General features: G+C 51.7%; 10 protein-coding genes. 4 read left to right on the forward strand and 6 right to left on the reverse strand.

Annotated elements, in window-relative coordinates; translation table 11 throughout:
* Positions 1-29 precede the first annotated feature (29 nt).
* The 3 genes from C7B82_RS10605 (at position 30) to C7B82_RS10615 (ending at position 3,574) form a co-directional block, all read left to right on the forward strand.
* Complete coding sequence (locus C7B82_RS10605) at positions 30-995, forward strand: hypothetical protein (protein ID WP_146141129.1); 966 nt, start codon at positions 30-32, stop codon at positions 993-995.
* Between the two features lie 333 nt (positions 996-1,328).
* Positions 1,329-2,579: a hypothetical protein gene (locus C7B82_RS10610; protein ID WP_245939821.1), complete on the forward strand. Its 1,251-nt coding sequence runs from the start codon at positions 1,329-1,331 to the stop codon at positions 2,577-2,579.
* Positions 2,580-2,602: 23 nt separating this feature from the next.
* Positions 2,603-3,574, forward strand: coding sequence for an NAD-dependent epimerase/dehydratase family protein (locus tag C7B82_RS10615; RefSeq protein ID WP_106256267.1), 972 nt, complete (start codon positions 2,603-2,605; stop codon positions 3,572-3,574).
* Between the two features lie 76 nt (positions 3,575-3,650).
* Here the strand turns inward: C7B82_RS10615 and C7B82_RS10620 are convergent, their stop codons facing one another.
* The 6 genes from C7B82_RS10620 to C7B82_RS10645 all read right to left on the reverse strand — a co-directional run bounded on the left by C7B82_RS10620 (position 3,651) and on the right by C7B82_RS10645 (position 12,269).
* On the reverse strand, positions 3,651-5,420 hold the full coding sequence (locus C7B82_RS10620; protein WP_106256268.1) for an ATP-binding response regulator: 1,770 nt from the start codon (positions 5,418-5,420) through the stop codon (positions 3,651-3,653).
* A 142-nt stretch (positions 5,421-5,562) separates the two neighbouring features.
* Complete coding sequence (locus tag C7B82_RS10625) at positions 5,563-6,654, reverse strand: XdhC family protein (protein WP_106256269.1); 1,092 nt, start codon at positions 6,652-6,654, stop codon at positions 5,563-5,565.
* 97 nt (positions 6,655-6,751) lie between these two features.
* Positions 6,752-9,160: an AMIN domain-containing protein gene (locus C7B82_RS10630; RefSeq protein ID WP_106256270.1), complete on the reverse strand. Its 2,409-nt coding sequence runs from the start codon at positions 9,158-9,160 to the stop codon at positions 6,752-6,754.
* A 333-nt stretch (positions 9,161-9,493) separates the two neighbouring features.
* Positions 9,494-10,108, reverse strand: a complete 615-nt coding sequence (locus C7B82_RS10635; RefSeq protein WP_106256271.1) for a DUF1802 family protein — start codon at positions 10,106-10,108, stop codon at positions 9,494-9,496.
* A gap of 344 nt (positions 10,109-10,452) precedes the next feature.
* Entirely contained in the window at positions 10,453-10,806 is a 354-nt protein-coding gene (locus tag C7B82_RS10640) for a hypothetical protein (RefSeq protein WP_106256272.1), read from the reverse strand.
* A gap of 515 nt (positions 10,807-11,321) precedes the next feature.
* Complete coding sequence (locus tag C7B82_RS10645) at positions 11,322-12,269, reverse strand: isopenicillin N synthase family dioxygenase (RefSeq protein WP_106256273.1); 948 nt, start codon at positions 12,267-12,269, stop codon at positions 11,322-11,324.
* A gap of 70 nt (positions 12,270-12,339) precedes the next feature.
* Between C7B82_RS10645 and C7B82_RS10650 the strand changes: the two genes are divergently transcribed.
* On the forward strand, positions 12,340-12,663 hold the full coding sequence (locus C7B82_RS10650; protein ID WP_245939822.1) for a TMEM14 family protein: 324 nt from the start codon (positions 12,340-12,342) through the stop codon (positions 12,661-12,663).
* Positions 12,664-12,815 lie beyond the last annotated feature (152 nt).

Below are 12,815 nucleotides of genomic sequence, written 5' to 3' on the forward strand. Positions count from 1 at the left end.
AAGCTGCTAGATCTCAGGACGATCTTTCAGTGCTATCGATCCCTGAACTACCGTCTCAAGAGACATCGATTACCGATCTCAAGTCGTGTCCATCAACCGAGCCATCGCGCCCAAACCGTATGATTCAAGCTGTGGTGATTGTTGTTGCGATCGCGATGGGCTTGACGGTCTTTTCAGGCGTTGTTTATGTCATCCTGGCAAAACTGGAGGTTCTGCAACGATCGCAGCCGTCTACCGTTGAGTCAACGCAACCAAGATTAAATCAAGACGAACAGAGCATTCCAAAGGCTGAAAGTCCAACGGATACGCAAAACGGCAACGAAATGCAAGCGAAAATGCTGCTTGATCGTGCTAGACGACTGGCAGTAGGTAATAGATTTGAGGACGCGATCGCGGAAGCAAGCAAAATTCCTGTTAACAGTCTGCTCTATCAGCAAGCGCAGCAAGCGATTAATCAATGGTCAGGGCAATCGCTTCAGCAAGAAGAAGAACAAAGAGCCCTACAGCAAAAGCTAGAGGCAATGCATGAAAGTAATCAAAAACACTTGCAATTGACCCAACAAGCATTAGACCAAAATGACTGGGAAACAGCTCTACAGGAGGTAAATCAAATCAATGCCAATCAAACAAATCAAAATTCTCTCTGGCAACAGCGGAGAGACGATATGGTGCAAAAAATAGAGCCCTATCAGCATGAGCACAAAGCACAAGATTTTCTCGATGATGGCGAATTGGAAAATGCTATGTATGAAGCGAATCAGCTTCCCAAAGTCGCGCCTTGGAAAGAAAAGACGGATATTATCACTGACCAAGTTAAGCAAAAGCTCGCCGATAAAGAGGTTGCTAAAAAATGGAACATGCGCTGCCAGACGTTGACCCAAAACAACATCAGCAGGTGCCCTAACTTAGACGAGTTGAAGGAACTTGTAGACTTTCTGCCTCCTGCCCGTTGGCTACCGAGATTAAACTCTCCAGGTCGTAAATCAAAGCATTAAAAGGAGAGGAAGGCTGATATAGTGCTTTCTAGCGGTGGAGTAAGCACTATATCGCCCTTCTTCTGAAAGTGAGATACAACCTTTGAGGCAGGATCTGGTTAACTGACAAAACTGTGGCATCATTGCCCGAACGGCCATCACCTTAGCCCTCTCCCAAATTGGGAGAGGGAAGCGGAACAAGATCGCTCCAAAGCCTTCTCTCAGAGGAGGATAGGTGAGGGCAAGAGAGTTTGGTCAGTCAACCTTTGAGGTCAGGACTTATAGTTCAGTGCATTGGAGTGATCACCGCTGTATCTGTAAAGCAAGATGAGAAAGAACAAGAGGTAAGCATCTGTGGAATCCTCTATGCCTGCTAATCCCAGCACAACGACTAAGCCCCAAGGCTCGATCGCCATCCAGATTATCCCAGTGAAAACTGCGGTAGAGCAGGAATGGTTTTTCGACGTTCCGGCGGTTGTGTATGCGAACGATCCCAATTGGGTGCCTCCCTTACGCAGCAGTATTGCCAAGCAGTTAGCGTCCACAAACCCATTTTTTCAGTACGGGCGCTTGCAGCAGTTTGTGGCAGTGAGGGGTGAGGAGATAGGAGAGAGGGGTAAAGAAGCAAAACCTTCACTTCTCGGTCGGATTGTGGCGGTGGTGAACGATCGGCTCATCGATCGCGAAGGTCAAAAAGTTGGGCTCTTTGGCTACTTTGAATGCGTGCCCGATTTTACTGTCGCGAAGGCATTGTTGGATGCAGCGTGTCAGTGGTTGCGGGAACAGGGCATGACAATCGTGCGGGGGCCGATCGACCTTTCCACTCATAACAATTGTCTGTTCTTAGTGGATGGGTTTGACTCGCCACCGATGATGATGATGCCCTACAACCCGCCCTACTACCCGCAATTTGTGGAGCAGGACGGTTGGCAAAAGGCAAAGGATGCCTATGCGTATAACTTTCCGTTGGATAAACCGCTGTCGCCAGAGTTTGAAAAGGGTTACCGCATTGCGTTGAAATCGGGTGTTACTTTCCGTCCCTTGCGCACTAAAGGTGAGGGCTTTGAGCAGGATTGCATTAGTTTGTATAACCTGTTTACGAAAGCCTTTTCAAATAACTGGAGTTCCACACCACGTACACAAGAAGAGTTTCTGGAGGAAGCGAAAGATTTGCAGAGTTTAGTTGATCCAGATGTGTTTCCGATCGCTGAATACAACGGAGAAATGATTGGTTTCTGGATGGGTTTACCGGATTACAACATTCCGCTCAAACATGTGAATGGCAAGCTGAATTGGCTTGGCATCCTCAAGTTTCTCTGGTATCGCCGCCAGATTGATCAGGGACGAGTAATTGCCATTTGTTCACTGCCAGAGTTCCGCCGCAAAATGGTGCCGTTGGGACTGATCTACTTGGGTATGCAAGGTGGTATTCAAAAAGGTAAACCCTACAAACGCGCGGAACTTTCCTGGGTTTATGAGGACAATTTCCCCTCTCGTAAACTCATAGAAGCCTCTGGCGGCACAATTTATAAAACCTACCGCATTTATGAAAAGGCGCTTGTTGATCAAGTTGTGAATCAACTACCTTCAGCTTCTCGACCCTGAGTAAAGTGGCTATTGTTTGATCTATGAAAGCATTCGTAACTGGGGCAAATGGCTTTTCGGCATCCCATCTGATCAAAGCATTAGAACAACGTGGTGATTTCGTTGTGGGTTTGGTGCGACAGTCCAGCGATCGCTCACGACTGGAGGGATGCCACGTTGAGCTAGTGTACGCGGATTTGTGCGACGTTGAAGCTCTGAAAACAGCCATGACGGGTGTGGATGTGGTCTTCCACGTTGCTGCTTATGTGGAATTGGGTCTTGTCAACGCGGCAGAAATGGCGCGTGTCAATGTAGAAGGTACGCGTGCAGTGCTGACAGCGGCGCAGGCAGTGGGAGTTCCCAAGATGGTGTATTGCAGCACGATCGGTATTTTTGGCGATACACAAGGGCGTGTGATTGATGAAACGTTTGAGCGCACCCAGAAGGATTTTTCGTCGGCCTACGATCGCACTAAGTACGACGCCCAGCAACTGGTTGATCAAGCTGCGGATCAAGGATTCCATGTCGTTAGCGTCTTACCATCGGGAATTTTTGGTGCCGACGATCCACACTTTGGGCCTGTCGTGAAGCAGTTTCTCAAAGGCAGGCTCAAGCTGTGGGCAGGGGGCGATCGAGTCACGGGTATTGTGCATGTGGATGATTTAGCAACAGCGATGCTCTTGGCAGCCGAAAAAGGTCGGCGGGGAGACCGTTACATCATTTCGGCTGGCGACATGACAACGCGTGAAATGTTTGCGCTACTGAGCAAGGAATCTGGTGTGCCTGCCCCAGCCGAAACGCCAGAAGCTGTAGTGCGGTTGGTGGGTAATCTACTTGACCCGATCGGGCGTCTCTTTTCTTGGCAACCACCGCTGAGTCGAGAGCGTGTGCATTATGTGTACGATCGCTGTGTGCGTGTGGATGGCAGCAAGGCTCGCCGAGAGCTCGGTTGGGCACCGCGATCGGTGGAAAAGACGATTAGAGAGTTGGTGACGGGGACGCGAAATGCGGAATGAGGCCTTCACTCTTAGCTACTGTCTTGACCTAGCGACTGTCTTAACCGCTGAGGCCCCACTGTTTATCCACTAAACTCTATTTCTGTTCTTTTGCCAGTTGCCGTTTGTTTTTTCTGCTCTCTCCCACCAGGGCTGCAACCTGATCTAACAGTGGATACGGCTCGATCGGTTTGGTGAGGTAGGCATCCGCTCCTGCTTCTAAGTGATCGCCTGATGTGTTTTGTTCGACAAGCATTAGAATTTTAGTGGCTTGCAGAGCAGGGTGCTGATGTACAAAGTAGAGGATGTCATCACTCTGCATATCGGGCAAGTGCCGATTGATGATGATGAGGCAAGGATGCAACAGTTCAATTTGTCGCATGGCTGTCGATCCATCAATCATCCAAACAACCTGGCAATCTGTGGCAGTGAGCAAATCACAGATCAACATGGCGGTTTCATCGTGATCTTCAATCAACACAATGCGTTCGCCAACGGGTAGAGGGTGAGTGGCTGCGTCGGTTTCCAGAAGATTGGCCGTGATCGCCGGTAAAGTCTTGCTATTGCTTTTGGTCGACTGGGCGATCGGCTGGGCAGGCAACCATACAGTAAAGGTTGATCCAACACCAACGGTAGAGTGAACTTCAATACGACCGTTGTGAAGTTCAACCAGCTGTTTGGTTAGGGCCAGTCCCAAACCTGTCCCCTCATAGGTGCGATTTAAGGCGCTGTCAAGCTGCTGAAACATTTGAAATAGCAGAGGACGCTGGCTTTCTGAAATACCGATGCCTGTATCTTCAACCTGAAACATGGCAATGTTCTGCTTGTTGCCAAACCGCAGCGTCACATGCCCACCTTCAGGCGTAAATTTAATAGCGTTAGTGAGTAGATTCAACAAAATTTGGCTGACTCGACGTGGATCGGCTGTGAAAGCATCATCTTCAGGGTGATTGCTGCCTGAGACTGAGCTTTGGGAGTCGCGCTGTAGCGTTCTCAGGGTGAGCTCAACCCCCTTAGAGCGTGCCCGTTCTTGAAGCATTTGCAGGCTTTGATGTGCAATCTGAGACAACGAGAACGATCGGACATTCAGTACCGCTCTGCCTGCCTCTACTTGCGACACATCCAAAATGTCATTAATGAGTTCCAATAGATGCTCACCGCTGCGTTTGATCAGTTTGAGATACCCCTCCTGCTTTTGGAGTTGCAGGAAGTGTACCTCTGGTTTCAACGTCATGAAGCGCAGCAGGGTGTCTGCCATACCGATGACGCAGGTGAGGGGTGTTCGCAGTTCATGGCTCATGGCAGCCAGAAACTCAGTTTTGGTACGGCTGGCAGCTTGAGCCGCTAGAAGTGCATCCTGTACCTGGAGGCGTTCCATCGCATGCTGTTCTAGTAAGGACTCCTGTTGCTGGATCTGAGTCTGCAGTTGAGTCTGAGGGGCAATGAGAACGTCTGTCAGTCGCAGCGTAAACTCGCTCTGCACAGCTGGATCATTTGCCTGTAGCTGTTCACGGGCTTCCTGCAAACGGCGAACGGAGACAGGCTCATCCTGAAGTTGGCTGCTGAGCGTTGCCATAAACGCTGCGATCGCGTCTGGCACAAAGGTGAGCTCAACCTGATACTGCAATGGTTCCGTGCACAGTGGCACAGCCTCTGCTAGCAGCAAACCACTAAATTGACGCGAGACAACGAGCAGGAAACGCTTAGGCTGCTCAGTGGTTGCGTGATCAACAGGCATCATTGCTTCCGTGAACCTCCACACGGTTTCATCAAAGGCTTGGGCTGTTTGGTTCAAGACACTGCCAAGCTGATCAAACATCTGGTGTGGAAGCACTCGACTCAGACTAACGCTTCGGTTGGAAGGCATTTCACGGACTGACAAGGACAAAGGCTGGAATGCTCAAGCCTACTATAGCGGGTATCAACGTGATGAAAAACGCAAACATTGTAAAGGGAATGTAGCCTCTGAACGCCACCCTTCTGTTTGATCGGCTGGCAGAGAGGCGCGCTCACTGCTGCTGCGCTTGCTGCTCCTGACGTTTGATCAGCGCGCCGTTGGTGGTCGGTGTAGAGAGGGGTTGTGATTGGCTTGAACGCGATCGACGTGAGAGCGATCGTCCACTGCCACCCCGATAGACGGTAATCAACTCGGCGCAGATGCTGACAGCAATTTCTGCGGGTGTCAAAGCACCTAAATCGAGACCGATCGGCGCGTAAACCGCTTGTAGTTGAGATGCGACTGAGGCCTCTTCTACGCCGGGAATGCTCTCTTGTTGGAGCGCTTGTAAAACCGTTCTGACTCGCTTTTCGCTACCAATCATGCCAATGTATTGGGGCGATCGGGGCAGCAGTACTTTCAATGCTGCTAGATCATGCTGATAACCGCGTGTCACCAGTGCGACGTAAAGCTGTGGGCTCGCGTTCACTGTGGCAATGGCGGTAGCAATTGGTTGAGCCAGGATGGTGGCGTCAGGAAACCGCTGGACATTGGCAAACTCCGGGCGATCGTCCTGTACCGCGACATGAAAATCAAGCAGATGTGCCATTTGCGCCAGAGGCACTGCTACGTGACCCGCTCCAATGATGAGTAGTGTGGGTGGTGGGAGGAGAGGCAGGGTGAAGGTGGGGAAGTGGGCTTCGACGTGAGCGCTCAGCCGAACGGGTGTGGGGTGTGGGGTGTGGGGTGTGGAGAGGTAGGGCGATCGCTCTGGTGCCATGGGGATGACCAAACAGCCGGATTGTCCAGTGTGTAGAAGGGCTACGATTTGGTTCGCAAGGGCGATCGCGCCGTCACCCTGCCAGCGTTCCAACCAAACCTGCATCATGCCACCGCAAATACCCTGCTTGGTGTGCTCCAGATTGCCCGATAGGTCGATATCAACCAGTTGCTTCTGGCCTGTTACTAAGACGTGCCTGGCTCGCTCGATGACGCTGGCTTCACCTGCACCACCACCGATCGTACCAATCGTGCTGCCATCACAACAAAGCAGGATCATTGCACCTACTTCTCTAGGTACCGAGCCCTTCACATCAACGACCGCTGCCAGTACAACCGATCCTTTCTGAAGTTCGGTGGCAAGCTGTTGATAGATGTTAAGCATGAGCTATGGCAGGTGAAACGATCGTTCGCATTGTAAGAGATGCGCGATCGTGGTTCAGTATCGCTTGTGTTCAGCAGCGGCTTGTTAATCTATATGATCAACGTGTATGCGGTTGTGCTGTGACAAGATCTTGTGTCAAGCGAACTTGCACAATTTGACCTGGCTGGATGATGGCAGGTTTAGGCGCAGTCAGAAGGGTGGTCGCTGCTCCAGCTGCCGCTCCGCCCAGTGCCCCCAAGCCTACGGAACCGCTCAGCGCCCCTAGCACGCCGCCTGCTAGCACTCCAATACCAGAATTACGTGCCAGATTGTTACCCTCAACCTTACGGGCACCGTCTAGCGCCTCAGACTGTGCGGCCAGTGGTACGGTGCGCCCTGCCACGACGATCGCCTGTGTAACAAACTGACTGCCTGACGCTGTAGTCTCAAACCGTCCCGTGACGGTACTACCTGCGGGTGCTAGAAGGTTTCCAGAGACATCTCGTAGTTCTGTCAGTAGAACGAGTATTTCTTGCTGCGGACTCTCTGCCTTCAACGTTAAGGTGGAGTTGCCAGGATAACGCAGGTTCAGAGTGCTGCCAGCAGGTAGTAAAACGTTGGGTGCGGCAGGCTTGAAGGCTTGGCGAACGCCAGCTGATGCGTTTGGCAGACTGTTGAGTGGCTGACCAACTCCAGCAGTGCGAGACGTTGGCGGTAGTGGTTGTCCAAAATCTACAACTGACGTCGGTGCTGGATCGGTAGGCGGCTGCCTGACGGTAGTGGCGTCGTAACCGGGAGTCACCGACACAGTGGTGGTTGGCGACTGTAGCGGCGCTTGCAGTGGCACTATGTTCAGCGGTGGAGCGAGATTTGCGCTTGAGGTTGGCTGTCTCACCGTATTAGCATCGTAGGATGGTTGCACGACTGCTGGCTGGACGATCGTCGGTGGAGTCTGTTGCAGCAACGGGAGCACCTCAACGGGTGGGGTCAGCGTCGCATTGGGAGCGAAAACAGAAGTCGGCGGCGTTGGTTCAACTGCTGGTGCGACTCTTGTGGGCAGACCTAAGCTTGGTGACCCAACCCGGATCAAGGGTGGCACACTCACGCTTGGCTGAGCCTTAGAACTGGGTTGAACATTGAAACTAGAACTGGCAGGTACACTATCGGGCGGAGCCTCTATGGGAGCGTCAGGTTGCCTGAATTGAGCTGGAGCAGGGCTGGGTGATACACCAGGAGCGCTTAATGGTGGCACACTCACACTCGGTGTCGGTGCTAAGGACGCTGCTGCCAACGTCGTTGGGATCTCTAACGGCGACAGACTTAGTGTTGGAGCAGCCTGTGTTGTCATGATCTGTGGAGTCGAACGGCTAGTAACTTTAGCAGGAGGCTTAACAGCCGGTGTACTGCTAAGACTGGTAGCCGATCGTGGCACTGAAGCGGCAGCCGAGCGTGGGGTTGGATCGGCAGCCGACTGTGGGATTGGCTCAACAGGCTTCGTCGGAGTCGGTACGGATGGCTGAAGGGCTGTCTTGTTGAAGGGAGGCGTAGCAGTGGAAGAACGAGTAGTGGGCGTTGGAACCGCGATCGTGACCCCGCTTTGAGTATCCACAGCGACATTTGGATCGATTGGAGGCGCAGCTACGGGCGACAGCGGTGTCTCTGCCTGTGTGCCAGCCTGTGTAGCGGGTGTCGGCGAGGGCGGTAAAGCAGGAGCAAGCGCTACAGGTGTGGTTGGAGGAGCAGTGAGGTTAGGCACGACAACAGAAGGCTTACTATTAGCTCTACCAGCCGTAGTGGGGTTGGTAGCGGTTGAAAATTGACTGCTTGCTGTGGGCTGTGAGGGGATATTGCTGGCTGCGGCTGGCTGCGACTTGGCGATCGGTGCCTTCGTAACAGCAGCACCTGGAACAGTCGCAGTGGATGCGATCGGTGTCAGTCGAGCTGTCGCTGGCTTAGCAGCTGACTCAGTGGGAGCAGTCACACTGGTACGCGGCTGGACGGAGGTTGACGGTTTGACCGCTACTGCATTAGCGGAGAGCGACTTGGTGACGAGAGGTTGCAGCATCCATCGAGTATTGCCCGCTCGTGCCGCATCATTCCCCACTTTTTGCAGTTTAACTTGACCAGGCGCGAGCGAAACACCGGGTGAAATTTCCATCACGATGCGGGTGAGACCCGGTTCAAACTGGGATACCCGAATCTGACGCACCGCGCCAGAGTAGGTTTTTTGTGCGCTTACAGCACCGATCGCGGTATCAGGAAGGTCAACCACAATGCGAGCCGGTTGAGCCATCAAAAAATAGCGTGGAGTTGTGCCATCTTTCACCGTAATTTCGAGCTGATTTGCCGCCGGATCAAAATTCCAGCTCGTTAAGGATGCCGCTTGCACGGAAATGAGGTGTGCTTCTGCCGCGATCGTACTCATCATCATGATCGATGCCGCTAGCAACCGCTTTACGACAGACGACTGCGTCGATCGCTGGGTGCTTTCAGGCTTGAATTCTGATTCGAATGTTTGGCTTTGCATCACTTTGTGCTGAACACGTCCACAAATCGGGCTTTTTAATCTGGCTATAAGGATAGTCGCAACTGAAGCATTTAGCCATCAGCTTTCAGCCACCAGCTTTCAGCGTTGAACCCTTTTGACGTGTAGGTTACGTTAAGGCGCAACGAGCTGCGTTCCACCAGTGTTAGCTGATCGATAAGGGGCTGATGACTGAGCGGGATGGCTTTTGCTCAAACTACAGGCTGAAAACACACGACTGACCTCTACCCTATTTAGGGACTGCACCCCTACTCCATCCCATGATGGCACCAGATATAGGGTTTGAATGATTTGTCCGTTAAATTTTGTTGCGTCTTACTCTAGCAAACGGGAAATGTCAGGTGCTTGCTGTGACACGATCGCCCGAATTTGGTCGCAACGCTCACGGTAGTCTCGGTCCTCTAGGGCTGGTGTACTGCCATCCAGGGGGATCGCCTGGGTTAAGTCAAGCCATGACTTGCAGCCCCCATACGTCGAGTCATAAGGGATCAGTTGCGGTTGAGGAAGGGTGTAGACCCTTAGCAACAACACCTCAATCGGTTGAGTCGCTTTCCATTGCCGCCGTTCCGCGACAAACGTTTCATTCCAAATGTGAAAGGGGAGTAATGCGGCCACTGTAGCGGCATCGCTGGTTTGAAGCCGATCAGTAATTATCGCCCATGATCCAAGGCGAACCGTTTCAGGATGCCAACCTGGCTCTACAGGTGTAATCGCATCGGCATATTGCTGTTTGACCAGGTGCGATCGCTGGTGCTCATAGGTGGGATATAGTAAAATGCGATCGTGCATGACCGTAAATCTACCGCCAGTCTCACGCAAACCACCCTTTCGCAGCAGCACGATCATCTCACCCTGTTCCAGTGCTTTGACCGCTACCTGCCATTCTTTTAAGGCATGCGTCAGTATCTGCGTCACTTGCTCGATCGCCATTTCCTTTCCCTCTCTATCGCCTTGTCTTAAGGAGATTTCCAAGAAAAAATTCACCGTTGGGTACGGGCAGGTTTTGCTAGAGTCTTGTGATCTAGCTGTTAGGCTTGTGGTCAAACCTGCCACTACGGGTATTTTGTTGACTAGAAATCTCTTACAGCAATTGTCGTTTGAATCAGCCACATCAACTGAGTATGAGCGTCTCGCTTATGCCCGCGAGCAAGACGTAAGTGCAAAGCACTCGCTCTGCGTTTCTTGTATGCCGCAAGGCTTTACGCACTGTGGCTGACTCATTTGCAAACGGCTGTAAGTGCAAGGACACTGTTGTCTCTCCCTACTCCCCAACCCTACTTATCAAAAATCTTGGCAAGAAACTCGCCTGCTGCCATCACAAAGGGAAAGAGAATCCCTGCAATCCCGATCGAGCCGCCAAACTGCCCTAGAAGACTCAACAACGTTTTGCTGCCGCTAGCAGCACGCTCATTCGTGATGGCGACGAAGCGGGAACTACCACCCAATAGTATTGCCCCACCAATCCCTAGTGGAATACTAAGACCAAACCAAAGCTTCAGCCGATCGCTCTGTTGAATGGCTCCCAAACCGGGTAACACAAGAAAACTCACAATCTCAATGACGATCCAAAGAATCAGCCCCTTGAGAAAGTCCTTCCGCCACAGGTCATCAAAAGAAAAGTTGCTCATAGTTGACTCAAGATTAGACTCAAACACTAAAGCAAGACGCTTGAACAATTAATATTAAGACTTTATGGTCAAGCGTATATCATCAGTGCAGAACTGACACATACAGGTTTACAGGTATGCATCCTGCGATGCTGCCGCCCTCATTACCTTACGTCCAAAAGCAGTTTAGCGAGCAACACAATCTTCAGCATTTCTCAATGCTTTAAGGCTGAGCTGTGAGCATTGTTCACTAGGAGGCAGGTTACGATCGAACCAACGCCAGCCAATTTGGGCTAAGTAACGCAAAATCCCCATTCCAAGAGGCAACGATGACAACCCACGATCTCCTGATGCTAGTACTGATGCTGTCTCCTGGCATTATCCTTTCGGTGGCAGTAATGGTGACTTTTTCTGCGGGCGGCTGAAGGCTCAGAAAATTTTGAGTTTTGAGTTGTAAGAAAGTTCTGAGGAGTCAGCGTTTTGGGTTTTAGCCACAACCTTACTACCGCCTCTGCCCCCTCACGTCCTCTGCCTCTTTACACCACCAGCCCAATCTCTCTCAACCGTTGTTGCAGGTATGCGCCAGCGGTAATGCTGGGAAACCTTTGCCCTCCGGTTTTAGCAAAGCAGCTTTGAAGAGGCGTGAGATCGACTTCAGCACGAGGGTGAGCGAAGAACGGCATCGAGAATCGTCGTGCTCGACTGTCAGTGGGATTGACCACGCGATGAGTGGTGCTTTTGAGTAACCCGTTCGTCAATTGTTGAAGCATGTCGCCACTATCGACAATGATCTGCCCGGGTAGTGCGCGAATCGATCGCCAGGTGCCATCTCGCTGCAATAATTCCAACCCGTCATCTGTTGCCTCGCACAAGAGCGTGATCAAATTAATATCTTCATGCGGTGCTGCCCGGAGGCTGGCAGGATGAACGTCAGGCGCGATCGGGGGATAGTGCAGCACGCGGAGAATGGTGTCACTATCGCGTGTCATGTCGCTCAACAAGTTCTCTGGTGCGCCCAGGTAAAGGGCGCAAGCTTTTAATAAATCTTTGGCACATGCATCCAGTTGCGCGTAAAGCTGATTCATCACTGCGGCAAATGCAGGCACTTCTACAGGCGATATGTTTGCCGGATAGCTAGCGGTCAAAGGATGATCGGGTGGAAGGTCTCGACCAACATGCCAAAATTCTTTGAGATCAGAGACGGGATGATCTTTTGCATGTTCACGCCCAAAGACCGTAAAACCACGCTGACCATGTAAGGCTGGATCGTCATAGCGGCGTTTAACGTCTTCAGGCAGGGTAAAAAACGCTTGAGCCGCCTGGTATGCCGCTTGAATTAAGGTTGCTTCAACGCCATGATGCGTGATGGCAAAAAAGCCGATGTCCTCTAAAGCGCTTCCCAGTTGTCTGACAAAGGCTTGGCGACGATCGTCTGCATAAAAGTCGCGTAAATCTAGTACGGGGATGGTCTGTGTGAAAAGCATTATGACGACCAGAGGCTAATGACCAGAATAGGGTGTAGGGTGTGGAACGTAGGCAAAAAGGAGACACACCTTGGCAACTATTATCTGGCTCATTCTAATCTACGCGCTGCTTGTGGCGATCGGTGGCATCATTGGGTACGTCAAAGCGAAAAGCAACCAATCACTCCTTTCAGGGTTGGGTAGCGGTGCAGCATTGGCGATCGCCTGGTACGTCAGCTTGCAAAATCCGACGATCGGATTGATCTTGGCAACTGTGATTGCTGTCGCGTTGGTGATTGTTTTTGCCCTTCGTTTTCGGGCAACGAGCAAGTTCATGCCTGCGGGATTACTGGCACTTGTGAGTCTGGCGGCGACAGGGCTGTTTGCAATCGCCCTTTTCCTCCCACAAGCCTAGACTGCAATTGCTTTGGCAAAACACACTCTTGTCCGTTTGTCAGAGACGATCGGGTAAAACCACATTGCTCACTTTAGGATACCGTTGGCGAAACATTGCTTAACACCACAAGGACAATGTCACCGATGCTCATTGGCAACAAGGGGAGAGGC

The sequence above is a fragment of the Stenomitos frigidus ULC18 genome (assembly GCF_003003795.1).
Taxonomy (GTDB): Bacteria; Cyanobacteriota; Cyanobacteriia; order Leptolyngbyales; family Leptolyngbyaceae; genus Stenomitos; species Stenomitos frigidus_A.